Raw genomic sequence first — 26,251 nt, 5'->3', positions numbered from 1 at the left:
CGCGTTGATGTTTAGTTACAACCATTTTAAAATAAAAAACAAAACGCTGTGAAACGAATGAACTCTTTTGTGGTGGCCGCAATGGCCATCCTTCTCATGACCGTGTCTGGGTGCAAAAAAAATGACATCGAAGTAGAGCCAGGAGCCAATGGATTACCCTTTGTTGGTAAACGCCTTATGCTTTCGTCTTTCATTATGGATCCCGCCGTGGACTTTGACGGTGATGGTAAACTCGATCCTGATTTGATGTTTTTATTGCGTGATTGCGATAAAGACAACATTATTATTTTTGAAAAAGGGGGCCAGCTTGGGGGAGAAAACGGAGCCAAACGTTGCGACGACGATGGCCCCACTGAAGGCAATGCGGGCGCATGGACTTACGATGAAAAAACCAAAATGCTCCGCATCGTAGACGCCGACGATAAAAATGAGATTTCGGAATGGAAAGTAGTGGAGGCTTCATCAAAACTGTTGAAAGTGGAGATTGAAGAAGAAGAGGACGGAGAACCCGTAAAAATAGTAATGACCTGGAAAGCGGTTTAGCGCCCGTTTATAATTTAGTGTAGGAAGTAGGCCGTGCCCCGCAAGTACCCTAACTGGATTTCAGTTCAGGCGCTTCTGGGAGCGCGGCTTACGTGTGTTTGCTCAGGGGAGAGGATTGAAAAAAAATGAGTTGTTTTGTCGAATTTCGACATTTTATCCCATATTCGCTTCCAAAACTCAGCAAAATGATTCCAACTCTATCCATTATCACCGCGGCTCACGACCGCATTCGACCCTACATTCATCATACGCCCACGCTGACCTGCCAAACATTGAACCGTGTCAGTGGGGCTGATTTATATTTCAAGTGCGAAAATTTTCAAAAAATTGGTGCTTTTAAAGCCCGGGGCGGGGTCAATGCCGTTTTATCACTGACGCCCGAAGAACTTAAAAACGGGGTCACAACGCACTCTTCGGGCAACCACGCCCAGGCCATTGCCTACGCGGCGGGGTTGGTCGGAACCAAAGCCTACATTGTGATGCCCCGCACAGCTCCTCAGGTGAAAAAAGATGCCGTACGCGGCTACGGAGCCGAAGTGATTGAGTGTGAGCCTACGCTTGAAGCCCGCGAAAGTACCGTTGAGCGGGTCATTGCCGAGCACGGTGCTACCATGATTCACCCTTTCAATGATTATCGGGTTATTGCTGGCCAAGCTACTGCCACCAAAGAACTTATCGAAGACCACGGGCTTTTTGACGTGATTATGGCACCCGTGGGCGGGGGAGGACTGCTAAGCGGAACCGCGCTGGCGGCGCATTATCTGGCGCCCAAAACCGAAATCATCGCTGGTGAGCCAGAGGGGGCGGCCGATGCCGTACTTTCTTTCAAAACTGGAAACATCGAAAAAGCGCCTTACATTGATACCATTGCCGACGGTCTGTTGACGAATTTGGGCGATAAAACCTTGGAAATTATTCGGTTGCACGTCAAAGATATTTTGCTCGTGAGCGACCCTGAAATCATCGCCGCTATGCGCCTGATTTGGGAACGCATGAAAATCATCATTGAGCCTTCTTGTGCGGTGCCTTTTGCGGCCTTGCTCCGCAACAAAGAGCGTTTTGAAGGTAAAAAAGTAGGCATCATTCTCACGGGCGGCAATGTCGACTTAGGTAAATTGCCCTTTGGTAGCAACTAACCTCTGTGCCCCTCCTTCTCTCCGTGGTTTATTTTTGTTTACCACTGAGAAACAGAGGGACACAGAGATTGAACACTGAGAAATGTTGAATGATAACTGTCAATTTTTAAATGATAACCACGCTCGGACTCGAACTCCCTACCGACCCGCGTTGGGTCAATATTGCTGAAATGCAGCTCGAACAAATTCTGGTAGACCATGCGTACTGTGAGCAAAAAGCCGCGTCGGCCTGTATTTCGATGATTGTGCATTTTCCCGAAAAAGAAAAACTTGTTGAAGTAATGACGCCCGTAGTGGCCGAAGAATGGGCACATTTCAGAATGGTGCTCAAAGAACTTCATAAACGTGGGTATAAACTCGGACGCGCCCGCAAAGACGAATACGTCAACCGTTTGCAAGAAATCGTAAAGAAAAAAGGTGACCGCGACGAGGTTTTTCTCGACCGTCTGCTGGTGTGTGCGCTGATTGAAGCCCGTAGCTGCGAGCGTTTTAAACTTCTTTCTCAGCACATTGCCGACGAAAGTTTGCGGACATTTTACCACGAGCTGATGGTCTCGGAAGCGGGGCACTATCGAAATTTTATCGAACTCGCCGAAGAATACCTGCCCGCCGAGAAAGTACGCGCTCGTTGGAAAGAACTCCTCGCCGCCGAAGCCCACATCATGAACACCCTTGACCTACGTGGCGACCGAATGCACTGAGCAGAGATACTAGAAAATTGTACTCCACAAAAAAGCACCCAAGTATGACTCGGGTGCTTTCTGTTTTCTTAACCTAAACTACTATTTCATTTCTCTATGGCTGCATATAGGAGATAGATAAATTGGTTCAAATGCAATGCCACTGAATTAAATTGTTGATTATCAATGGGATGTATATATGTTTTTGTCCGTATACGGACACTCGGAGATTGATAGCGGACACGCGGTGGTATTTGTTCTTTGTACCGAGTTGTTTTTCTTGAGATAAAGGAAATGGGGGAGGGAATAAAGAAATTGGTAGTCTATTCTGTTGCACGACTCAAAAATGTACTTTAGGTCACAAAATTTCTTAAAAAAATTTTAGCCATGAAAAAATCTCCCCTAATTGTATCAATCGTACCGTGTACTTTGGCGTATTTTCCCCCCTTCTTTTGAGGAAATGTCCAAAAAAGGGTTTAGGGTTTGGCGAATTGAGGGCTTTGGGCACTAAATTTTAAATGATGCATTTCGTTTTGTGGCTACAAATGTGTCCTTGGAGCATCATAGCAGTGCATTTTTCGCTCATCCTTTTGCCAAACCCATATTATTATTCTAATCCCATTGATTTTGAGTCGAAATAGACAATTTACCAGCACCGGTAAATAAAAAACTTATTCCAACCAGCATGTAGATAGCCAATAACTCCAAAGCCCAACCTCCATATTCGTTGAGTTTTAAAATATTAGATGTTTGTGCCAAGCAGATCGCAGTCAAACAATTTATCGCAAAAAATAGTCCAGCTAAACGTGTCCTAAACCCTACGATAATCAAGATTGGAGCCACTACTTCCCCTAAAAATACCCCGTATGCGAAGAATGAAGGTAAGCCTTTTTCAATCAGTAAGTTTTTAATGAAATCAATACCGTAAAATAATTTACTGATTCCATAAACTAGCATTGGAAACCCAATAGCAATCCTACTGATAAACATTCCTAAATCACTGTTTTTTTTCATTGTTGTGTGTGTTTAAAATTGATATTTAATAAAAGTCCCTGCGTTTTCAAGTGTTTTGTTATTATTATTGAATTGATCCAAATTAAGGAATAATCCATAGCTGACTTTTTTTTCTTTTAATCCCAATCGAATAAATTGGAGTCCTCTTTGATATTCCTCCAGATTTACGTTTGCGATAGCTAAGAAATTAAAATACAATTGAAGGTTTTCTGTAAGCCTTGGATAATATTCAATTGAAATAGATTGTTCAATTGTGATTCCTTTTTGATAGGTGGTGCCAATAGAATAGGCAAACGAATACGTTGGTTTTAGTATTCGGTACTGTGCAGAAATGGTAAAGAAAGAGCCAGGGTTTTTAATTCCTAAAGCGGCATTTAATGAAATTTTCTTTGAAATATTGTACGATAATGTGTTTCGTATAAAGAATATATTGTTTTTATTTTCTTTATATTCAGTGTCAAATAAGGTGAGATTATTTACCCTAATCTTATTGTTAAACTGGAAGTTAACATTATGTAAATACGTAGAAGAGCGGTGTCCGATGACTATATCGGGGACGTAGGTAAGTTGCTGCGCGGTTAGTTTGATTGAAAAAAACCAAAGAAGTGCAAACGCAATGTGTTTATTTTTCATTTTTGCTCATTTGAATTATAGAGCAAAAGTAGGGATGGCAGAAATGATAAAAATTAAGGTATCTTAAGAAATACCAGAAGCGTGTTTTTTTCGTAGAAAACTTAAAAATTCAGGGGTGATACCTAAATAGGAAGCAATTATATATTGGGGGAACCGTTGTTCGAGATTTCTGTAGTCTTTAATGAAGGCATTATATCTTGAGTAGGCATCAATACTCATGTTTTCGATTGTCCGCTCTTGCAGGGCAACATAGGCACTTTGCATTTTTAAGCGAAAAAAATCGGATAGATTTGGTACTTCTTTGTATAGTATTTCTAAATTTTTTTGGCTGATTTGGATAAGTGTAGTGGGCTCATTGGCTTGAATAAACATGCGGGAAGTTTTCCCACTTAAATAGCTATAAAGGTCATTAATCCACCAGTTTTCGATACCTAACTGTAAAGTATATTCCTGACTTTTTTCATCTATATAATAAACGCGCATACTTCCTTTTGCGATGTAACGCATATGCCTTGATACCTGACCAGGTTGGAGTAGGTATTCTTTTCTATTTATTTTTTTTATTTCCAATCTAGGAACAATTAATTCTACGTCGGTATCATCAAGGACAACGATTTCCTTAAAGTGTTTGATTAATTGTAAAATGCTATTATCCGTATCCATTTAAAATCGCGTATTTGGGCGTTATTATTTAAGGATTATATGGAATTTATACGGTTTGCCAGAGGGGCGCTATTATTGTTTTAGGGCTATTGTTCACTTTCATTAGTTGAGCACTCAGAAGCATAAAAGTAACGATACTTTTAAAGCAACTCAAAGACGCTACTTTATTTAGGTGAAAAAATTATCTAGCGGTTGTAAAATCGTGCAGCGTTAAACGAGGGGAGAAGCAAAAAAAAGCCCTAAAATTGATTTTAGGGCTTTCGGAAATGTGAGTATTTTCTTGTAAATTAGTGAAAATGAGTAATTTGGGCAGAGAGGAAGACAAAAGAACTTAGCCCGTAACTACTTGTAAATCAGACATTTAAAAGCTTCTTTTTATATATTATATCTTTGCCGTGATTGTCATTTTTGCATAACTTATGAACTATTTCTATAAGTTGCTGTAAATAAACGAGTTATTGCCGTAACCGTTAAATGTACCGTTATCGGAATTGTGACTTTACTCACTAATCAATCACTCTTCATCATAAAGGCTTTTGAGGTGCTGACGATAGGCATAAAGTATGCCTTCATCCCTTATAAGCCCTAATTTTATGAGATTTTCAATATGCCAATTAATATCGCTATCGCTGAACATTAGTTTATTTAAAGTAGCTAACTCATCTTTAGTAAACAAGAATTCACGGTCATATTTAAAAGTAAAGTATTCAGTATCAAGCTCACTATTACTTTCGCCTACTTTTACTTTTGTTATCTGCCCTGTCTCTTTATTTATGTATTTAGCTATTCCTATTTCATATTGTACCGCTAAGAACTCGCGTACATCATGTAAATAACTCTGTATTTGACTCTCTCTATTTCCTCTTCTTTCTTCGTAAAGGGATTCCAGCTTTACATAGTAATTAAGATTGGTAGTTAGAAGGTCAACTTCTTTTTCAAGCTCTTTTACCCGTTCATCGTTTTGTGGTTCGCCTGTCAGTAGTTCTATTACTGATACCCCTAACGCAAATGCTATTTTTTCCAGTTGCTCAATTGTTAGTTTTTCTCCCCGTTGTTCTAGTTTACTATAATGGGAGGCATCCATATCTAATGCCCTTGCCATGTCTGCTTTTCGTATTTTGTTAGCTGCCCTAAAGTATTCTATTCTCCCTGTTATGTCCATTTTGTCCGTATTTATGGAATTATTATACAATACTACGAATACTTATTTTTAAAAACATGGAATAATATTGCCATAATTAGGGAAATTTATTTTGTATTTATGGATATATTATTCCATGTTTGCAGACAAATAACTCCATATATTCAGTTATGACAACGATTGAACACCCTAAAACCCCGCTCCAAAGGGTAGTTAGCAAGTATGAGGAACATATTTGCGGCAAATGGAAGCCTAGCACTCAGTTTTACCAACGAACAGGGATTAACCAAAAACGATTTGGTATGATTCTACGTGGGGAACTTGATATGACATTAAAGGAAGCCCAATTACTTGCCAAATTTTTCAAGGTAAGTACAGATGAATTTAACGATTAACACAGTAAAGGCCGCGCACTGTCTCACCAGTGGCGGCCTTAGTAGTTTCACCATGTCCAACGAAAACAGGTCAAAACCATGTCAAAAGTACAAAAAAGTCATCTAACAAAACAGGTTAGAGCCGCCGAACGTAGTAAAACAAAATCACGGCCTAATACCGTAAGTATCATGTTTTGGGTACGAAAAAGCGAAGCAAAAGCAAAAACGGTGAGTGTTATTGTTCGACTGACACACAACAAAATAAGCCGTAACTATTCAACGGGAATAATCTGTAATCGGGCTGAATTTGATAAAGAGACCTTGAGCATCAAATACAACCCGGCTACTACTTTGGTACTCCAAGATTTGAGAGCCAAACTAAATGCCACCATTGCCGAATTTAAGCTAACAGCCCGCCCAATCAATTTAAAGGCAATTTGGCAGGTTGCCAATGGGCAAATGTTAAACTCCGATACTCCCAATTTAGAAAGCTGCCTCAAGCTATTTTTTGAGTTGACCAAAGAGCGGTTTAAAGCGGGGGAATGTGGCAAACACGTAATCCAAAAAGTAGCCAAATGGAACACCTGTATAAAGGGGTTTGCTCAAGTGCAATATGGCAAAAATGCTGAATTGGACGACATAACCCCGGCCGATGCCAAACGCTTCCAATTATACCTCAAAAATGAGCATAGTTACAGCCATAATGTAGCCTCACACATAGTCCAACACTTCAAACGGGTTCTTAACTATGCCCTTGAAAATGAATGGATAAACCGAAATCCATTTATGAACTATCGTAAAAAATTGGAAAAGATAAAGGGCGAAATTTTGACTGAATCAGAAATGGAAGAAATGCAAAGCTTTACAATTTTTGCCCCTATTCTTGACCATATACGTCAAGCCTTTTTATTCCAGTGCTATACCGGCCTTTCTTATGCCGAACTTTTGAGAGTATCTACGGCTAATATCTTGCTCGATGAAAAAACAGGCAATGAGTACATCAAGATAAACCGTAAGAAAACAAACGTAGAATCAATTGTACCCATAAACCACGAAGCCCGTCGAATTATTGACCTGTTTAAAGACCATCCCGCCCGAATCAGTAAAGGGGTATTGTTGCCGATTATAAGCAACCAAAAGTATAATAACTACCTCAAACAATTGGCCGGGGTTATGGGCATGACAAAACGCCTAACCTCACACGTAGCCCGTCGTACAGCGGCCACCTACTACTTAACCAAAGGTGTACCAATGGAGTCAGTTTCGGCAATGATGGGGCATACAAACACCCTCACAACCCAAACACATTACACCGTAACACGCCCGGAACGGATTATTAATGACTTCAAAAACAATGACATTAAACTTAGCGATGCAGGATGAATACACCAAGTTTACAATCTCAGCTCGATGACTTACCCAACAATGTAAATACGCTCAAAAATTATATCATATCATTGTTTGGTGTAATAGGTTCTCTAACACTTGAAAAGGCTGTTTTAAAGCAAGAACTATATGAAGCAGAAGAAGCACTTCTAAAGGTTCAGGAGGCGACTAAAACCAGCAGAGTATCCCTGTAAACAGATACGCCCACGGTAGGGCAACCGTGGGCGTTCGTACAATCTTTTTAAACAACTAATTTTTTCGTTTCTACACAGCAAATATATGGAAACTACTAAAAAACAAAAAGTTAAGGGTAAAACTTTACGGATTAATGAGATAGAAGATTTCCTTCTAGGAACAAACGAAATCCGTATAAATGTCATTACAAACACCGTTGAAGCACGCCCCAAAGGCCGTAAAGAACCATTTGCGCCAATTAATCAGGCTGATTTGAGTTACAACATTATGAAAGCAGGTTATACCCGTTTTGATAGCGAATTAAAGGCTATTTTGGGTTCTTCCATTATACCCAAATACGACCCCTTCAAAGAATACTTTGAGAGTCTTAGCAAGTGGGATAATTCACAGCCGGACTACATCCAACAATTGTCAACTTTTGTTAAAACCGATGACCAAAAATGGTTTGAAGCAATGTTTAAAAAAATGTTAGTTCGCGTCGTTGCTCAAGCCTTGGGAAGTAACCAATTTAACAAACATTGCTTTACGTTTGTGGGCAAACAGCATGACGGCAAAACGTCATTTTTTGATTTTTTAGTACCTGATAAATTAAAGCCATACTACAAAAAGGGGTACGACTTTCACGGCGGCCGGCAAAGTAAATTTTCGTTGGTTCAAAACTTCCTTATCAATCTTGATGAATTAGCACAATTTGACAAAAAAGACCTGAACAATGAGTTTAAATCAACCCTGTCAGAAAGTGGCGTTAAATATGCTCCGTTGTTCTCTGGTATAGAAGTTTTGTTCCCCCGTAGGGCTTCATTTGTAGCAAGTACCAACAACTCCGAGTTTTTGACGGATGAAACGGGTTCAGTCCGTTGGATAATCTTTAACGTACTGAATATCAACCACGATAACGGGGGAAAAGACGGGTATTGTCAAATTGATATAAACAACGTTTGGGCGCAAGCCTATGCACTTCTAAAAGGCGGTTTTAAGGGGGAATTATCGCATGATGATATTAACCAAACGGAGTTAATAAACCGAATGTTTATGCGTGTAACCTCTGAAATGAACCTCATAACCAAACACTTCAAAAGTGCCGAGAAAAGCGACCCAAAAGCTAATTTTTACCAATGCGTTGACATAAGCGAATACTTTAGAAATAAAGGATATGGTAAGGTGCATGAAGTACAAGTTGGTAAAGCGTTGGGCAGTCTGAAATGGAAGAAAGAACAGAAGTATTTACAACAGTTTGGCACTCAAAGGAAGGGTTATTATTTAATTGAAATTGAAAATCAACTTACTTAGTTACTTAGTCACTTATAAGTATTTAACTATCAACTAGTTATACTTAAAAATACTAAGTAAGATACAACCTACTTAGTCCTACTTAGTTACTTAGTCTGTCTTTAATACTCTACTAAGTAACTTGATTTTTAACAAAATTCACCTACTTACTTAGATTTTGTACTGATAATCAACGATTTACAGATAAAAAGTAACTAAGTAAGTAAAAATCAAAAATTCTCTACACCATTTGCACAAAACCAATAAACCGCAAAGGTGAAAAGTTGCACAAAACCAAGAAAACGAAGTGCCGCAACCTTTCACCCCAAAAGCCCTCAAAAGCTCAAATTAAAAAGCTCAAATCAACTACCATCGAACATGGAAAAGACCCAACAAGCCAAAGTAAAGTTTTACGTCAGAAGGCCAAACCCACAAAACGCAAACGCAACCCAACAACTAACTTTTAAAGTTGCCAACATGGGTAAAGCAATTGAAGTCATAAAGAAGGAAATCGCAAAAGGGGAAATCATTACAGCCGCTTACTTTGAGGGAAACACCAGAGAGCGAAATATCAGGATTGACCCCATTTTCTATGAATAGTTAATAAGAGCTTTTAATAAGAGCTTTTCTTCTTTTAGGGGTAAGGTTTTAAACCCCTACTTTGATAGCAAAAACAGACTCGACCCTTTGCCCAGGCTTAACCTGCAGCCGTCAATTTGCTATCAAAAACAAATCACTTTCATAACCTGGTCAACAGCTCTACGCGGCCATCAACCCCAAACACAAAAAAAATGATAGCAGAATCCAAAGACTTTAAAACCATCACCCTACGCGGGTTAGAAGATAAAAAGAACTTGGTCGAGATAATGAACCAAGTAATGAAGCAGGAAGGACTAAAAACGGGTCAAGCCGTCATTGAGTTTATCATAGCAGACTACGCCAAAAAAGCGGCCCGGCTTGAAGAAGTCACCCGCAAACGGGAGGCCGAAAAGAAACAGTATTACCAATGGCAGGCAACCAATGAAGAAGAAAGCGAAATTTTGAAAGGAAAGTTAAAAACCATTAAAACGGCCTTTCAGCTACTTAATGAGGTTGATATTTAGATAGAATCACCAATGGCAAGCCGTTTTTAATCCATGAAAACGAAGTATTGAGTAAAAAAAACGTTCTAAATCATACGTTTTGCACTCGTTTTTGAACAAAACCCCTGATAACTACCTATCAAACAGGTAGTTATTTTTTTGTCAATCAAATAAAGAACCCTGTTACACTCTATACTGTGGCCCGCACTTTATCGGTAGTGGAAATTGCCACCATACAAAATGGGAATATACCCCGCCCATTTATACGCTAAAAAGAGTATCATTTTTTTTTAGAACACCCCTTCATTTTTTCAAAAATTTGTGTCCTGTTTTTTTCAAAGTTGATTTTGTTGCTTTGTGGCTGTTCAATCTTTTAAATAAAATATAGCCATGAGTAGTAACAGCCTCAATTTTCTAGTACTCGCGACGGGTACACCCTCACGTCATTTGATTGATGCCATCACCAAGCGTGAACACACCTTTGAGCATCACAACCCTGACGACCTTTACCTTTTTGTTTCCGAATCAGAAAGCGGCTACGACCGTATTTACAACGGTTCGGCTACACTTGAGAGTCCCGTTAGACTCAAAGCAAAAAGTTATGATGCCGTCATCAGCAGGATAGGCGGCGGCTTAGTTCATGGTGCAAGCATTTTAAGACACCTAACCGACAATCTTGACATCTATTGCGCACAAGATGCCGACGGTCTGGAAACGGCCTCAAACAAGCTCAAGACCACTCAACGACTAAGCGCACGCGGTTTGCGGGTTCCCCTTACTACCTACGCCTCTAACCCCGTACATATTGACTTTCTTATCAACAAGGTAGGCGGCCTTCCCGCTATTGGTAAGCTACTCAATGGCAGTCAGGGTGTAGGCGTGTTCATCCTTGAGACACCACAAGCGGCCAATACTGCACTTGAAAGCCTGTATAGACTCAAAGCAAATGTTAAGATTCAAAAGTTTGTTAAAGCCGGCTCAAAGGATATACGCGCTATTGTAGTGGGCGATAAGGTAAGCGTAGCAATGGAACGCGCCGGCAAGAAGGATTTTAGGGCTAACATATCGCAAGGCGGTAGCGGTCGTAAAGTTGAACTATCGGATTCCGACGTTGACATTTGCATCAAAGCGGCCAAAGCGGTAAACCTTGATTTTGCAGGGGTTGACATCATCAAAGATGAGGACGGCAAAACGTATGTTATTGAAGTGAACGGCAACCCCGGTACGAAGATTATCGACATCACCGGTCACAACTATTTTAACGATTTGGTTGAATACATCGAAACGAAGGTAGAAAAAACCAAGAAGCCCGAAGAAGCAGAAGCAACCGCGCAAGCTGCCATACCATCCGCTAAAAGTTGGTTCAATGCACCTTGGAATAAATAACCAACTTAAACCGGATCGAAAAATGGCACGACCAAAAAAACAGGCTACCACTCAAGAAAAGAAAGTGTTGAAAGATGCTTTTGAAAGACTGCTTGAGAGAGCCGAATTAATGGAAAAGGTTGATATTTCCGCGCTGCCTTCATTGCAGGAAATAGAAAACACCCTTGTAAAACTGACTGTCATGTATGTCAAAGCATACAATCATGCTGCCAACACCTGTAATTTACCAGAGTTGGATGAGTCCTATGCCGCGCTGTTGGATGATAGCGCACGAAGGATGATAAAATCAATGTTGAGGCAACTGTCAGTTATTTACCCCTGAATTATCCAAAATATGAGAAGTCAACCGAAACATATTTCTGTTATTATTCAAATTGTATTACATAAAATTACTGTCAGATAATTTGATTTATTTCTTGTACATTAAACAAAAAACTCAGAATGTGTTTTTTGTTTAATGTACAAGAAATAAATTGTTATTTAGAATAAGATTTAAAAAAGTGTGCATAATTTTCAGGCTTTACTTCATCAATATTTGCTCCATGACGAACGTAATATTTCTTATCATAAATCATGGGTGTATCTAAGGAACTAGTTTTGAAAACAACTACATCTTTATCAAAATAATTTATTATTCTGATATTTTTTGAGAAGTAATCTTTAGCCTCATCGGAAATTGGTTGAGATTTAATTTTTTGTATTAGTTGCCTAAAGAAATCATCTAAATCTTTGGCAATACTTGGTATTTCATGTTCAATACCACTAATAAAGAAATTTCGATATGGTTGTGATTCAATACCATAAATTTCTTTTATTCTCAACGAATCTTTCCTTTTATCACAAACACCTACACAAACATATCCACTGCTTCTTGGTGAATTATTAGCAATTGCAGTTAGGGTTAAGATAATTTTATTAAAATTATCTTCATCAAATACGTTATTGCCATCTAAACGAGTAAATCCTTGTTTAAAATCATATGATGCTTGTTCTGTTTTAGACTGCATTAATATGGACTCGAACTCGGTAAGCCACTTGAAAGTAGCAGGGTCTGAAGTTTTATCTCTAAAACAAGAATTTATTATGCCAGCAATAGCATCTATATTTGTTGAGCGATTGGTTGCGCTCCAATTTCCACCTTCAGTTATGTTTATTTGGTTTGATAATCCACCAAGTTTTTTTATCAAATCAGTGTAACTATTTACCTCCTTGTTTTCTCTAAACATCAACTTATGTATAGCTAGAAATATAACTTGAAAATAACGAGGAATCCTTTGTGAATTATCTTTAAATAATAAATCCCGAAAGTTAACTCCTGAAATTGATATTATTTGCCTTATTACATTGTACACAGAAATAAATTGACTACGTAATTCGTTACTTCCAATTTTACGAAGGGCAACGTCAAGTTCTTCTGATTTTGTGCTCGATTTTAGCCCATAGTATTCGTCAAGAATTGTTGAACTAGTTGCAGGTATTTCGCTAAATGATATGGACGAAAGTAAATCAGCGACTATTTCCTCATCCCTAGATTCCCGCACCATTTCCTTAGTAATAATATTATTAGATACCCAAAAAATTTCATCAACATTTATTCCATAATCTAAACCTGTATTTGTAATACTTATCTCTTTCATCTGCTTAAGATTAAGGATGTCATCATGTGACACATCTGTCCTAATTTCAGATGAAACTAATCTTACTAAATCGCCAAAATTCTCTAGTGTTCCTGCCGCTCTTAATTCTTGCCTAGATAAATGACGTCCATAACTGTTTATCCGTATAAAAATTTCATCAACTTTGTTCGAATCTGTAAACGAATATATTGATAATGGAAGAATATAGCTAGAAAATTGCTCACATAGTTTTCTGTTTAATATTGGTTCTTTTTGAGTTAATTCTTCAGCGTCCAGTAGTGATTTTGATTCTACTAAAGTATTTAAATCAAAAAAATGTCCATTGTAGCTAAATTCACCTTGTATAAATGAGTTAATAGTATTCAGCCTCTGCATTCCGTCAATGATTTCGAAAGAATCTTTGCCATCAATTTCACTTTCTGCCAATAAAATCAATGGAACGGGAAGACCGTTTATTATTGAATCAATAAACCTTTGTTTTTCTTCAATAGTCCAAATCAACTTTCTCTGATAACGTCGATTAACGTAGAAAATGTCATTCTTGTAAAAATTAAAAATTCTTTGGACACTTTCATTCCTAATTGAGAGCTCAGTTTGTATTGAGGTTGAAATAGGTTTTATTTCTTTCATTTCAATATAAATTAATATAATACTTAAGTTTTCATTATAAAAATAGGAAACTATAATTGTATACTACCTTTTAATCAAAAAGTTATCAAACGGTATGAATGTTTATCCTCCCCTAATCATAGATAACATTAATGAATAATACTGTAAGTACTACAAATATCTTAGAATAGTTTGTTTTGGACTCTTTAATCGTTCAAGGAAGGCGTTAATAACCGTTAGCAGGCTTTACATTTGAGTTACGCTAATCGGTAACGTTTTTAAGGGAAAACCCCTCAAATCGCAAGATTTAAGGGGTTTTTGAGTTTTTTGCAGAGAGGAAGAGATTCGAACTCTCGATACGGTTGCCCGTATACACACTTTCCAGGCGTGCTCCTTCAACCACTCGGACACCTCTCTGTTTATTTCAGGTTGCAAAACTAATCCAAAGTAGGCGGACACACAACTATTACCGACAGAATTTAAGGGCATCTGCGAAAAGAATTGGCACTGCAGAATGCAAATGATTTGTGGTTCAATGAGTATTTAGGCGGGTGAAATGGATTTCTTTGTTGAAGTTACTCTTTTAATAAACGTATTAGGATGAAAATGAGCTGCTTATCGGTGTCATTATTCGCGGCTATCATGAATAATGAAATGACCATCCCAGAATATGCCCGCCTTTGCAAAAATCTGGGACTCGACGGTTTTGATTTGGGTATTACTTTAATCAAAAATCACACGCCCAAGTACATTGCTCAGCTAAAAAATGAGATAGCCAAAGAAGGTATCCCGCTGATCATGGTTACCACTTACCCCGATTTTACGCATCCAGAGCATTTGCAGCGGGAGCGGGAATTTGATTTTTTAGTGCATGATATTGCGTTGGCCTCGGCCTTAGGGGCCAAATTTGTACGCGTAACTGCTGGGCAGGCGCATCCCAGCACCCACGAGGAGGACGGCATAGGGTGGGCTATCGAATACCTAAAAAAGGCGGCGCCCGTGGCCGACAAATACGGCATCAAGCTCGTGTACGAAAATCACGCCAAGCCGGGTGCGTGGGAGTATATCGACTTTAGTAATCCTCCCGCCATTTTTTTGCAGATTGCTGAAGGCCTGCGCGAAACGTCGGTCGGGATTAATTTTGATACCGCCAATATTTTAGCCGCAGGGTACCCGAATACCGTTGAAATTCTAGACGCCGTTTTTGACAAAGTATTGACCATCCACGTAGCCGAAACCGCCACATTTGGGCAATTGCAACCCGTTGCGCTTGGGACTGGAATCGTGCCTTTTAGAGAGATTTTCAGTTATTTAAAATCCAAAAACTTTGACGGATGGCTTTGTTTGGAAGAGTGGGCCAACAAAGGGAGAGAGGGCATTCAAGAAAGCGTAACATTTGCCCGTCAGACTTGGACAGAAGCTTGATGCAGGCTAACATTTTTAACATTCTACTTTCAAGATGAAATTCGGGAATAGCGTTTTTCTTAGCAGTTGGGCTTTGATAGGTCTTTTGGGTTTTAGGTCTTATTTTTCGAGCAATGAAACCAGTCAAGGGGAGAAATCGGCCTCTGCTCTACCAAACATCGTTGTTATTTTGGCCGACGATTTGGGCTACGGTGATTTGCAGTGCTACAACCCTGATTCGCAGATACCGACGCCTCATCTTAACCAATTGAGTCAGACAGGGATTCGGTTCACCGATGCTCATTCAGGCTCGTCGGTTTGCTACCCGACTCGTTATGGATTGTTGACGGGACGCTACGCCTTTCGGTCGCCTTTAAAGAAAGGGGTCTTGGGGGGATTTTCTCCTCCATTGATTGAAAATGAACGATTTACCATTGCCGATTTGCTCAAGAATGCGGGTTATCAAACCGCCGTTGTTGGCAAATGGCATTTGGGGCTTGCGTGGCCTCATCAAAATGGGGCAATGCTACCGCCTCGCTCAGAGCCTGATGTGTGGCCCACGGGCGACGGACTGAATATTCAGGCGGATTTGACCCAAGGGCCCAACGATTTAGGGTTTGATTATAGTTATATTATCCCGTCATCCTTGGATATTCCGCCTTATCTCTATCTTGAAAATGGTAAACCCACCGAACGAGAAATCGTGGAATTGGCTGGGAATAACGAACCTAGGGGCATATTTTGGAGAACGGGGCCCGCTGGAAAAGGCTTTAACGTAGAAAATACTTTGGATATTTTGGGGCAAAAAGCGCAGCAATACATGACCGAAATGAGTAAGCAGAAAAAGCCCTTTTTTCTGTATTTACCCTTGACGAGCCCTCATACCCCATGGGTTCCGTCAGGGGAGTTTCGGGGGAAATCCAACGCGGGTATTTACGGGGACTTCGTGATGCACACCGATTTTGTAGTGGGAAAGATGTTGGCGAAACTGGAAGCGTTGGGATTAAAAGAAAACACCCTTGTTATCTTCACATCCGACAACGGAGCAGACTGGAAGCCAGGCGACAAGGAGAAATTCCCCAAGCATCGGGCAAACTATGGGTACAGAGGCCAAAAGTCGGATGTTTGGGAAGGCGGTCACCGGGTTCCTTTTCTTGTCAGTTGGCCACAAGTAATCCATAAAACCCGTACCATTGACCACACCATCTGCCTCACTGATTTGATGGCTACGTTTGCTTCTCTCACCAATCAGTCGCTACCATCAAATGCAGGTCAGGACAGCTTTGACCTCTCCAAACTCCTTACAACCTCGCCCGCCCAAAAGCCCGTACGACAAAGTATTATTCATCATTCGATTGATGGAATGTTTGCCATTAGGTCGGGAAAGTGGAAATATATTGACGGTGCTGGCAGCGGTGGCTGGTCAAAAGGGCCAGCTAATCATAGAAATCCTGCTTTGCCCACTCAACTGTATGACCTTGAAAATGATCCAGCGGAAACGAATAACTTAATGGAGACATATCCGAAAGTTGCGGCTAATCTGCAAGCTTTATTAAAACAACAACAACAAAACGGCTATACCCGAAATGGCGCAAAAGAGTAAACTTTCTACCGGATAGAAGAAGTGGAAGACGGGTTTTGTAAAATGCTGAGATGATATTTTTGAAAAAATGAGTTTACTATTTTTCGGATTGCGCCTCATTTTACAAAAAAGGCTAAAAAGTAAAAAGCCCCAAAACACTTGGTTTTGAGGCTTTTAGCGTTTCCGCAGAGCGATTTTGTGACCCATAGGGGAATCGAACCCTTTATTGATTATCAGGCACTTATAGACTAAAATCTAAACAGCGTACTGTAAAACGTACTAAATTTTGATTTAACAGACTAAGATATACAAAGTACAAAATTCAATCAACTGACTGTATATCAGCAATTTAATTAATAATTAGTACAATGAACTTATTGTACTGTAAACCGTACTACAAAACGGGTTCACTTGTGTTTACTATGTAGCTGCGATATGTGGTAATTAATCTTTTTAATCCAAACGAGGTTACAGAATTAATTTAATATGTGTTTTTGGCCTCCCTGCTTTCGCTTTAATTACTGGCTTTATTGTCCAACGTGCTTCTACTTCTAAAGTAAAATCCTTATTATATTCTAAAAAATGTAAGGTTACATTAGGATTTCCAATATTGCTGACCCGTATTATTTTCATCCCATTAACCAGAGCGTTATAACATGGTAAACTAGAGACTTTTAGTTTTCCCCATCCCAAGCCTTTATCATTTGTTCCTTTTATTTCAAAAGACTCGGTTTTCCCTAGATAGTTAACTTCGATGTCAGCACCGTTTTTACCATTTGTGAATGTAGCGTTAGAATCTAATGACAGATAATATTTTCTAACAATATAAACGGCCCAATGCCCTACATGACTATTTTTTTCTATATTAGGATAAAGAGTTGAAATCTCTCGAAGCTCATCCAATGTTAATTCAAATGGTATAGGTTGCATTGTTTTTTTTATTTTAACATATTAATTATAATACAAAACACGGCTTACTCATCTTTTATGAGTAGCTGCGACACATGGTAAACCTCATCACAATCCACAAATGAGAACATAACCCCGTCAATAATCTGCCATGCTTTACGCTGTTGGGCAGATAGTTTTTCTATGGAAGGAAACGGGGTTAAAGGCGTTACAATTCTACGACCGTCTAAGAGTTCTACCCACATTTTACCTTGTGGTGTAAAACCTAGTTTTTTGATAGTGTGAGTTAGTAAAGACTTTTCTTTATCATTTGCAATTAGCTTTTTTATTTCCCGTTGTACTTTTTTGGGTAAAGCTTTGTATAACTCATAAAGTCCTTGTGCAGCATTCATAATGTTGTTTTCTCTCATACTACTTGCCTCTTTTTAAGCTACCGTATTTTATTTTCATGTTTCTTCTGTACAATTACTGTTGTTGAGGCTTTACTTTCTCCAACATTCTAAGATTTCAACCCATGTTTTACCCTATGGTGTACAACCTATTTTTGGTATCTTACGATACATTCATTGAAATTATAAATTGGTCGAAAATTAGCCTTTAATCTAACTCAAATCCAGTTCTTGAATCAAAGCCTTTTACTCCTAGCGGGTTATTCTCAAATTTTACCATTCGCATCATCTGCTGTACAGTAGGATTTGTATGAACAATATATTTCTTAAAATACTTAACAAACATCTCATCCTTTATCATTCCAGTCCACATAATTAACGATGATAATTTTCTGTGTTTCTCATTGGTAAAAAGTTCTTTCATGGTTTCTTCAATTTCATGGTCTGAGAATTCATAAGTTGTATCGTGGCTGTATATTTCATCTAATTTCTCACTTGACAATTCCTCAAGCTCTTTGTTTGTAATTTTAACAATGTTGTTGTTGTCTAAATAAACTAGCGTTCCAAAATGGTTTTCTTCTATTGCAATGTCTGTAAATAAGCCTTCTAAAATCTCATTTAAGTATTCTTCGCAGATTGTTAACTTTTCAGTTAAGTTTCTATTTATGAGTTCTTTGTCTTTCAAGGCGTCCTCTAGTCCTTCAACCCGTTTCTTTAATTCTTCGTTTTGTTTCTGTAAAGCCTTTTCATTTTGGGAAGGTTCCGAATTTTGAGGTTTGCCGCTTAAAATTTCAATCAGCGTGACATCCAGAGCTTTTGCAATTTTTTCTAACTGCTCAATAGACAGTTTACTTCCTCTCTTTTCCAGTTTGGAGTAGTTAGACACATCAACTTCTAGCACAGCAGCGACTTCTGCAAGCTTTATCCTTTTTGATTCTCTTATCTCCTTAATTCTTGTTTCAATGTTCATAATACAAAGTTAATGGTAATACTATACTAATATATTATGTTAATTTACCAAAATATTGGTGTTAATATTTGTTTTATTGGTTAATAAATACAAATTTTGTGGTAAATATTAACTAAAACATTAAAGTCTATGCTAGGAACACCCTTACAAACGGCTGTACAATCCTTTGAGGATAAGTACCTCACGAAATTTCAGCCCACAACTAAATTTTATCCATACGTGGGTATAAACCGCATTCGATTCTGGCAACTGGTAGAAGGAAAAAAACGTCCAACCTATGATGAAGCTGTTAGCCTTTCTAAGTATTTCGGATTACCACTTGAAGTATTATTTAATCAAAACCCTACTCCGTTGGCGCGGAAGTAGGGCTTAATCATTTCACAATCAGCTATTAATTGTAAAGCTTATGGCAAATTTAAGAAAAAAAGCATCAACCAATCCCAAACCCTATTTTAAGACAAGGGTAAACCACCTACACATGGCGGTCAAATTTGGGGGAAAAGAAAGCAACTATCGGAGCATAGGGATAAAGATAGAAGACGGTGAGCGATGGCATAACGCAACCCGTTCGATTATTCCCAATGACCAAAAGACTGCACTTGTCAGGCAGATAGAAACAGATTTGAACGAAATCTACTACACGTTCAAAGCAAAACGGCAAAGTATCAATGCAAATATGTTGCTTGACTATGTAACCAATAAAAGGGACTGGACAAACGACATCCCCAATTTATTGGGCTGTATTGATTCGTATATCGAAAGCCGTAAAGATGAACTGGAAAGTGGTTCAATCAAAAAAATAACCTTTGGGCGTTTTAGAGTTCGTAGAAATAATATTGCTGACTTCTTAACCCGAAAGTACAAAACTCACTATCTGCCTTTAGACCAAATACAGCCTATTATTTGCACTGAATACAAGACATTTCTAAAAACCCAAAAAAAGTACTGTAAAGAGGTAATAAACAAGGATTTAGGGTTTATGAAGCGGGTTCTTAATTTTGCTATTTTGAATGGGTGGACAGAAAGAAATGTATTTGGTACTTACAAAGCAGACCCCGTAGAACGCAATATTAAACCTCTCATGTTAAATGAGTTACGGCAAATTGAGGGGTTGCAAAATTTAGACCCAAGAACGGATAAAGTACGCTGGATTTTTGTTTTTTCCTGCTATGCAGGTCTTAATCATTCCGATATGAGGGTACTTCGCCCCCAACATTTAGAAAAGCTCTCAGATTCTGTTATCCTTTTGAGGCAACCCCGAACGAAAAATAATAAAGGGCGTGTAGTGCCTTTACCACCTGTAGCGCTAAAAATACTTGAAATGTATTCAGACCATTGTAAAAAAACGGGTTTGTTATTGCCTACTGAATTAGCACAAAAAGCGAACGATAGACTAAAGGTTATTCAGGCTCAAATCAAATTTGACCGTTTCCCGCTTACTACACGAATAGGTCGTTCAACCTTTTCTACTCTTTTGGCAAATTTGGGCGTACCAACGGACATTTTAAAAAATGCTACTGGTCACACCAATACGCAGACCCTTACAAAGCATTATGCTAAATACCACGATGAAACCACTATCAACGCGGTAAATGAAGCCTGGGCAAAATTATGACCTTAACAAAACAAAAAAGACCTGCCAAACGGTAGGTCTTTTTCTAATGCCAAGAATCTTTCAAAATACCTGATTCCCCAATCAGGTCAAAACTTTAAAAGCATGAGTAAAACTACTAATATTCCTGATAAAAAGCAAGTTAATAAGCTAAAATCTGAGCCCAAAACATCAGGTATTCAAGGCGGTACTACCACTGAGGAAGAGGATGAAAAGACCAAACAAAATTTAAAAGAAAAGGCTAAAAATTACATCCGGATAGCGGATAGTTATTACAAGATTGTGTATCGACCTGATAAAGAAGGGAAACCTCTTAAAGATTATTTGAAGCTGAATAAAGGCACTATCATTGATGACCATACCCACGGAGTAATCAAATACATTTCCAAATATGATGATTTTTGTATGGTCGCCTCTCACACCAACTACAGACAGGTAATCAACGGCTTCTATAATGAATACAGTGAATTGACTCACAAGCCAAAAGAAGGTAATTGTAATACAATTTTAGGCATTATTCAGCACGTATTTGGAGAAGCCTATTATGATTTTGCACTTGATTATTTGCAGTTGCTTTACACAAATCCTTATGAACGTTTACCAATTTTGTTGCTTGAATCTCAGGAAAAAAATACGGGAAAGTCAACGTTTGCCAACGTGGTTTATAAGATATTCCAAGATAATGCCATTAAAATAGGCAACAATGACCTTCAAAGCGATTTTAATTCTGTTTGGGTAAAACGTCTGGCAATTATTGTCGATGAAACATCATTGGAAAAAAAGGGCATTACTCAAATGTTGAAACGTTTCAGTACAGAAACGGGAAAAGTAACGGTCAACGAAAAGAACAAAGCCCAATCCGAAGTTGATTTTTTTGGCAAGTTCATTTTTGTTTCCAATGAAGAAGGGAAAGCCCTTTTCATTGAACGCGGAGACCCCCGTTGGGCAGTATTTAAAGTGCCTACATTTGCCGAAAAGGGTATCAAAGACAATCCTTTAATTGAGTTATTGATAGAAAAAGAAATCCCTCATTTCCTTCATTTTTTGGTCAACAGGAAGCTTTGCTACAAAAAAGAAAGCCGAATGTACTTTGCTCCTGTGGTTTACCAAACTGCACAACTTCAATTGTACTACGATAACAGTATCAGTAGGGTAGGGCGAATGATTAAACAACTCATTATTGACACGTTTGACATATACCCCGAAGAGCAATTACTTTCCTTTGGTATTGCCGACATCGTTGATGAATTGAAGGTTGAATTAAAGAATATAACGCGTGAGCAAGTCAAGTATGCCGTAGAAAGAGAGCTAAAGTTAGAGTCCGAGGAAAGAGGCCGCTACACCTATCACAGCCGAAAAATTGCCGAAATGAGTAAAGAACCCTTTTTAGGTAAGATTCCCCAAAATAAGTCGTATTACAACTTTCACAAGTTTGATGCTGAATCATGGAAAAGTACAAATGACTCTCTCTGATTTTGGAACATTTGGAACACCTTTGGAACAGAGTTGCAACATTTTTGGAACAGAAAAAAGCTTCAAAAGTGCCACTTTCAAAAATGAGTAAAAAAATGGAACAATGGAACAAAGTGATATATATCATTGATATTCATTTATTTATACTGTTCCAAAATTGTTCCAAACCTGTTCCAAATGTTCCAGAATTTTAGCCTTTTTTCAGTTTGTTCCAAATGTTCCACTTTTTTGATAAAACGCTGAAAGTGGCACTTTTGAAGGCATTTGCAAAGGGTCAATACAATTTTTAAAGTTTGTTTTAAGCCGCTAAAAAGAAAAGAAGAAATGATACCAAACGAAGTAATACAACGCCTAAAGACTATACCGATAACGGCCTATCTTTCGAGTATGGGCATTGAACCCGAAAAAGAGCAAAACGGGCAATTGCTTTATTATTCTCCCTTCAAAGACGAACATTCCCCGTCATTTTTTGTAAACCCACATAAAAACGTTTTTAAAGACTTTACGACCGACGACAAAGGAGGTGATGTAATCACGTTAGTACGTCGCTTAAAAGCCTGTGATTTTGCCAATGCCGTTCAATTACTGGAAGCGTTCGACGGAATAACCCGTTCTTTTTCTTTTAGCGGCTCAATAAAGCCCTACAATGAAAAATCAGCGATTGAAGTACTCAAAGTAAAGGCACTGGAAAATAAAGCCTTGATAGCGTATTTGGGCAATGTACGAGGCATTCCGTTTGCCATTGCTTCCAAGTACTTGAAAGAGTGTTATTTTAAAGTCAACGACAAAAATCAGTTTGCTGTTTGCTTTGAAAATGATTTGAAGGGTTTAGAACTGCGAAACGTTTATGTACAGCTATCGACCAACCCCAAAGCGATAACCACGATGAAAGGAACGGATAATTCAACAGCGTTGATTTTTGAGGGCTTTATTGATTTTCTCTCATACATCGTTTGGCAAGGCAAAGAACCGAATTGTGATGTTATCGTATTCAATTCTATTTCCAATATCCCAACCTCAATCTCATTGCTTAAAACGCATCAAACGGTTTATGGCTACCTTGATAACGATGGCGGAGGGGAAACGGGAATGAAATCCCTAGCGATGGCAGGGATAAACGTAACGGATTGCAGGGAGTTGTATAAACCCTATGAAGACGTAAACGATTATTTGACGAAGTATTTTTTGATGCGGTAACCGTTTCCCTACGCGCGTGCCGACACGCACGCGCGTAGGGAGGCAGAAAATTAGGCAGAAATGATGGCAGAAAACCAGTCAAAATGGCTGTTTAGGCCACCTTTAAACCACCAATAACCCGAAAATAAACCAACAATAACGCGAAACTAAACCAGAAACAACTCAGACACATGGAAAAGAAGAAAAGCAACCGCAACTACAATTTTGTAAGCGTTAAGAAAGACAAAGTTCATTACGAACATTATGGAAAAGTAACGGAGATAGGGATGTTTTACCGCAAAGAGTGCCTTTACTGCAAGGTGAACTTTGAAGCCCGTAGGGTGGATACTGCCTTTTGTTCGCATAATTGCCAAAAGGCTTATCGAAGGAGACAAATAAGGGAATAAACCTAAATATTGTTAAGAATTACTTTATATACATACTAAAACAATTAGGGAGGTAATTATTCTGGTTTTATAACTTTCCCTAATTTAATCATTGCATTGATAATTTGTGATGCTTTATAATTTCCAATCTGTAATTCATCAGCAATTTTTTTATGAATTCCAGTTTCCCATTTTCTATCCGACGGTAAAAGCTTCTTTACCTTTTCCATTAATTCAAAATCAAGCGGTTCGGACGAAACTTTACGTATGCTTGAAATTTCAAGATGTTTAACCGTTTCTTCATCTAGTCTGTCAAATACACCTAAAGCTTGTAAGCCATTTTTGATTGAGGTAAATATTTCTTTTCTGATTATACTGAGACCTTTACCAAAAACTCTATCTCTTGATACATCATATTCGATATCTTTCACCCCTAAAACTTCAATATCCAAAACTACTGCTGTTTGGCGATTCTTCATATTAAATAGGCTTCCAATCTTTTTCAACCTCATCATTATTCCATTTACTGTAATTCTGCTACCGCCTGCAAAATTTTCAAAAAGATATGTATCTTTTAGTGGGTATAAACCCCAAGATAATTTACCTGATTTGTCATAATAACAAAGTGTTTCATCTGGGTTTATAAAGAAATAAAAAATACATTTTCCCTTTAATAAATTACTAAATCTACTAAGGTCAATCTGAACAAGTTCAATATTGAATTTTTTTAATTTTTCATTCATCTTATTATTTACACTTATGTAATTATCTGATACAATAGTAGTTTTACCTGAAGAATCATATAATTCTATTGGAATTTGAGGTCTTATAACATTCTCTTTAATATAGCCGTATAGTTTTGTAGAATAAGATTCATCGTCATGGCCTTTCCTTAAAAGAACTTCAATTGTAGTACCTTGAATTCCAAATTCTTTTTCTGTTACAACTGCTAAAGAATCAGTTCCATCAATCAGCAGTGTTCTTTCCTTAAAGTCATTTCTAAGTGAAAATGCGTTCTTAGTTGTAACTTTAATTAATTCACCTATCATAAAAACTGATAACAAGCCAATACCGAAACGAGATATTGAAACAAAATCATCAACTTGGTTTTTTAATGAAAATCGCTTAAAATCACTAGAACTATAATAACTATTTCCAATTTTAAAAAAGTAGTTTGAGAGTACATATTCATCCATACCTATCCCATTATCAATTATTTTTAACCAGCTTCTAGAATCTGAGTCTTTATGAATTGAAATCCTAATCAATGGGCTGTAGCCAACTTTTTCTACTTTAGCTCTTATAATACAAGCATCAATAGAATTTTGAATAAGCTCTCTAAGTGCAACTGGGGAATCTATATAAAGGTTTTCTCCCATAAGTAAATTCACAATTGCTGACTCATTCAGCTTTATAGAAAAATCTTTATAAATATAATCAATAGAACGAATATTTGCCCTTATTAAAAATGGTAAATTTAATTTATATTTTAATTGAACTTCTTGAGAGTTCGAATTTATTATCGTCTGTGTCTCTCTTATTTCTGACTCAATAATCTTACAGAACTCTTTTATAGTGTGCTCAATCGTTGGATGGCGACTATCTCCCGAAATTACTATTTCGTTGTCATATATAGCTATAGAATGAATAGATAAATGTTTATTCCATTCTCTTAAAGATATTTCAAAACCAGGAAGCAATTTATTTTGAATGCCTAATGAGTTAAATAGGGATTTAGGTGTTCTCTCTTTATCGAAGTCTAAAATGTCAACAATTCTTAAAACAGCAGCGCAAAATTGAGAGTTTAGTGGGAGATTATTTATTAATTGATTTCTTTGAAAACGTTCATTATAAATCCCCTTTGTTTCAATCAAAGCATTTGCTCCTAAATTATGGCTTACACAGATTTCAATTAGCTCATTTTCGAAAGAAACTCCACAAACTTCAAATAAATCGTTCCTTCCAAAGGTTTTTTTAACAGTATCTATTAATTCTTCATATCGTAATTTTGTAGCATGAAGAGGTCTTAAAAAATCTGCTAAGGCTGCTTCTGTCAATTGATATAAAGTAGTTTCATAAGTAAGTGTATCGCTACTAGTTTTTCCATTATCATCCAAAATAAGTTTTCGAATTCGTTCCATTTTCTCATCATATTCTGTATGAGTTTGAATAAATTCAATAAAATCAGTTGATTTTATTATCCTCTCCCGTTCGATTTGAGTTACTACCATTCCCAAATCATGTAGGTAAAAAGACATTATTAGAACAGAAATCTCTAATGATGATAACTTCTGAAGCGTCTCTTCAGGTATGATAAATCCAGCTAAATGGAGTAGTTTTTTTGAATGATTCGGATTATGAAGAGTATAATCTTTAAATGGTCCTGCAATTATTAACTCTTGAAGCGGCCTTACAGTATTGATGAAGTTTGTCACTTTATCTACTAAGCCATCACTAGGAGAACTTATTTTTAAAAGTAGAGCGTATAATTTTGTATCTTGGTAATTTTCTGGAGTTTGAGTAATAATAGTAGACATTACTGCTAATGATAGTTTATTTAAATAATATGAATGATTTAATAATTCTATACATTAAGTTAATA

Annotated in this window: 26 protein-coding genes and 1 tRNA gene; 17 read left to right on the top strand and 10 right to left on the bottom strand. The window is 37.8% G+C overall.

The features are described 5' to 3' along the window. Nucleotides 1-57: 57 nt before the first annotated feature. The 3 genes from DR864_RS09230 (at nt 58) to DR864_RS09220 (ending at nt 2,380) form a co-directional block, all read left to right on the top strand. Entirely contained in the window at nt 58-543 is a 486-nt protein-coding gene (locus tag DR864_RS09230) for a hypothetical protein (protein WP_114066685.1), read from the top strand. Between the two features lie 185 nt (nt 544-728). Then, the gene (locus tag DR864_RS09225) at nt 729-1,679 is read left to right on the top strand and encodes a threonine ammonia-lyase (protein ID WP_114066684.1); all 951 of its coding nucleotides are present in this window, start codon (nt 729-731) and stop codon (nt 1,677-1,679) included. Nucleotides 1,680-1,789: 110 nt separating this feature from the next. After that, nucleotides 1,790-2,380 (top strand): MiaE family protein, encoded by a 591-nt coding sequence (locus DR864_RS09220; RefSeq protein WP_114066683.1) that lies wholly within the window; start codon nt 1,790-1,792, stop codon nt 2,378-2,380. 591 nt (nt 2,381-2,971) lie between these two features. Here the strand turns inward: DR864_RS09220 and DR864_RS09215 are convergent. The 4 genes from DR864_RS09215 to DR864_RS09200 form a co-directional block, all read right to left on the bottom strand. Beyond that, nucleotides 2,972-3,373 carry a DoxX family protein gene (locus DR864_RS09215; protein ID WP_114066682.1) on the bottom strand — a complete coding sequence of 134 codons (402 nt, stop codon included), beginning with the start codon at nt 3,371-3,373 and terminating at the stop codon, nt 2,972-2,974. Between the two features lie 12 nt (nt 3,374-3,385). Then, nucleotides 3,386-4,006 carry a hypothetical protein gene (locus DR864_RS09210; protein WP_114066681.1) on the bottom strand — a complete coding sequence of 207 codons (621 nt, stop codon included), beginning with the start codon at nt 4,004-4,006 and terminating at the stop codon, nt 3,386-3,388. Between the two features lie 63 nt (nt 4,007-4,069). Then, nucleotides 4,070-4,669: a Crp/Fnr family transcriptional regulator gene (locus DR864_RS09205; RefSeq protein WP_114066680.1), complete on the bottom strand. Its 600-nt coding sequence runs from the start codon at nt 4,667-4,669 to the stop codon at nt 4,070-4,072. Nucleotides 4,670-5,183: 514 nt separating this feature from the next. After that, entirely contained in the window at nt 5,184-5,831 is a 648-nt protein-coding gene (locus DR864_RS09200; RefSeq protein ID WP_114066679.1) for a helix-turn-helix domain-containing protein, read from the bottom strand. Nucleotides 5,832-5,980: 149 nt separating this feature from the next. Between DR864_RS09200 and DR864_RS09195 the strand changes: the two genes are divergently transcribed. The 8 genes from DR864_RS09195 to DR864_RS09160 all read left to right on the top strand — a co-directional run bounded on the left by DR864_RS09195 (nt 5,981) and on the right by DR864_RS09160 (nt 11,824). After that, complete coding sequence (locus tag DR864_RS09195) at nt 5,981-6,205, top strand: helix-turn-helix domain-containing protein (protein ID WP_114066678.1); 225 nt, start codon at nt 5,981-5,983, stop codon at nt 6,203-6,205. Between the two features lie 78 nt (nt 6,206-6,283). Then, nucleotides 6,284-7,567, top strand: coding sequence for a site-specific integrase (locus DR864_RS09190; protein WP_114066677.1), 1,284 nt, complete (start codon nt 6,284-6,286; stop codon nt 7,565-7,567). Continuing rightward, nucleotides 7,564-7,764: a hypothetical protein gene (locus DR864_RS09185; protein WP_114066676.1), complete on the top strand. Its 201-nt coding sequence runs from the start codon at nt 7,564-7,566 to the stop codon at nt 7,762-7,764. The genes DR864_RS09190 and DR864_RS09185 overlap by 4 nt, the downstream gene beginning before the upstream one ends. Nucleotides 7,765-7,849: 85 nt before the next feature. Next, entirely contained in the window at nt 7,850-9,055 is a 1,206-nt protein-coding gene (locus DR864_RS09180; protein WP_114066675.1) for a VapE domain-containing protein, read from the top strand. Nucleotides 9,056-9,412: 357 nt separating this feature from the next. Then, a complete protein-coding gene (locus tag DR864_RS09175) occupies nt 9,413-9,634 on the top strand; it encodes a hypothetical protein (RefSeq protein WP_114066674.1) in 222 nt (73 codons plus the stop codon). Nucleotides 9,635-9,825: 191 nt separating this feature from the next. After that, nucleotides 9,826-10,137 (top strand): hypothetical protein, encoded by a 312-nt coding sequence (locus DR864_RS09170; RefSeq protein WP_162793674.1) that lies wholly within the window; start codon nt 9,826-9,828, stop codon nt 10,135-10,137. 369 nt (nt 10,138-10,506) lie between these two features. After that, nucleotides 10,507-11,502, top strand: coding sequence for an ATP-grasp domain-containing protein (locus DR864_RS09165; protein ID WP_114066672.1), 996 nt, complete (start codon nt 10,507-10,509; stop codon nt 11,500-11,502). A 22-nt stretch (nt 11,503-11,524) separates the two neighbouring features. Beyond that, nucleotides 11,525-11,824: a hypothetical protein gene (locus tag DR864_RS09160; protein ID WP_162793672.1), complete on the top strand. Its 300-nt coding sequence runs from the start codon at nt 11,525-11,527 to the stop codon at nt 11,822-11,824. Between the two features lie 154 nt (nt 11,825-11,978). Here DR864_RS09160 and DR864_RS09155 read toward each other — a convergent pair whose 3' ends face one another. Continuing rightward, entirely contained in the window at nt 11,979-13,769 is a 1,791-nt protein-coding gene (locus DR864_RS09155; protein ID WP_114066670.1) for a DUF262 domain-containing protein, read from the bottom strand. A gap of 309 nt (nt 13,770-14,078) precedes the next feature. Beyond that, nucleotides 14,079-14,165, bottom strand: a tRNA-Ser gene (locus DR864_RS09150). Nucleotides 14,166-14,390: 225 nt separating this feature from the next. Between DR864_RS09150 and DR864_RS09145 the strand changes: the two genes are divergently transcribed. After that, nucleotides 14,391-15,173, top strand: a complete 783-nt coding sequence (locus DR864_RS09145; RefSeq protein ID WP_229599549.1) for a sugar phosphate isomerase/epimerase family protein — start codon at nt 14,391-14,393, stop codon at nt 15,171-15,173. A gap of 34 nt (nt 15,174-15,207) precedes the next feature. Continuing rightward, nucleotides 15,208-16,755 (top strand): sulfatase family protein, encoded by a 1,548-nt coding sequence (locus DR864_RS09140; protein ID WP_114066669.1) that lies wholly within the window; start codon nt 15,208-15,210, stop codon nt 16,753-16,755. 447 nt (nt 16,756-17,202) lie between these two features. Here DR864_RS09140 and DR864_RS09135 read toward each other — a convergent pair whose 3' ends face one another. From DR864_RS09135 to DR864_RS09125, 3 genes are all read right to left on the bottom strand, one after another. Then, nucleotides 17,203-17,664 carry a hypothetical protein gene (locus tag DR864_RS09135; protein WP_114066668.1) on the bottom strand — a complete coding sequence of 154 codons (462 nt, stop codon included), beginning with the start codon at nt 17,662-17,664 and terminating at the stop codon, nt 17,203-17,205. Between the two features lie 44 nt (nt 17,665-17,708). Further along, nucleotides 17,709-18,053: a DUF2442 domain-containing protein gene (locus DR864_RS09130; RefSeq protein ID WP_114066667.1), complete on the bottom strand. Its 345-nt coding sequence runs from the start codon at nt 18,051-18,053 to the stop codon at nt 17,709-17,711. Between the two features lie 187 nt (nt 18,054-18,240). After that, nucleotides 18,241-19,002: a helix-turn-helix domain-containing protein gene (locus tag DR864_RS09125; protein ID WP_114066666.1), complete on the bottom strand. Its 762-nt coding sequence runs from the start codon at nt 19,000-19,002 to the stop codon at nt 18,241-18,243. 129 nt (nt 19,003-19,131) lie between these two features. Between DR864_RS09125 and DR864_RS09120 the strand changes: the two genes are divergently transcribed. The 4 genes from DR864_RS09120 (at nt 19,132) to DR864_RS09105 (ending at nt 23,284) form a co-directional block, all read left to right on the top strand. Further along, a complete protein-coding gene (locus DR864_RS09120; RefSeq protein WP_114066665.1) occupies nt 19,132-19,368 on the top strand; it encodes a hypothetical protein in 237 nt (78 codons plus the stop codon). A 40-nt stretch (nt 19,369-19,408) separates the two neighbouring features. Next, the gene (locus DR864_RS09115; RefSeq protein ID WP_114066664.1) at nt 19,409-20,617 is read left to right on the top strand and encodes a site-specific integrase; all 1,209 of its coding nucleotides are present in this window, start codon (nt 19,409-19,411) and stop codon (nt 20,615-20,617) included. 102 nt (nt 20,618-20,719) lie between these two features. Further along, entirely contained in the window at nt 20,720-22,087 is a 1,368-nt protein-coding gene (locus DR864_RS09110; RefSeq protein ID WP_114066663.1) for a primase-helicase family protein, read from the top strand. Nucleotides 22,088-22,411: 324 nt separating this feature from the next. Continuing rightward, nucleotides 22,412-23,284, top strand: coding sequence for a DUF8464 domain-containing protein (locus DR864_RS09105; protein ID WP_162793670.1), 873 nt, complete (start codon nt 22,412-22,414; stop codon nt 23,282-23,284). A gap of 442 nt (nt 23,285-23,726) precedes the next feature. Here DR864_RS09105 and DR864_RS09095 read toward each other — a convergent pair whose 3' ends face one another. After that, nucleotides 23,727-26,186, bottom strand: a complete 2,460-nt coding sequence (locus DR864_RS09095) for an HD domain-containing protein (protein ID WP_114066660.1) — start codon at nt 26,184-26,186, stop codon at nt 23,727-23,729. Nucleotides 26,187-26,251 lie beyond the last annotated feature (65 nt).

Origin of the sequence: Runella rosea (assembly GCF_003325355.1) — a bacterium.
In the GTDB taxonomy this organism is placed as follows: domain Bacteria; phylum Bacteroidota; class Bacteroidia; order Cytophagales; family Spirosomataceae; genus Runella; species Runella rosea.
This window is presented reverse-complemented; position numbering and strand designations above follow the sequence as displayed.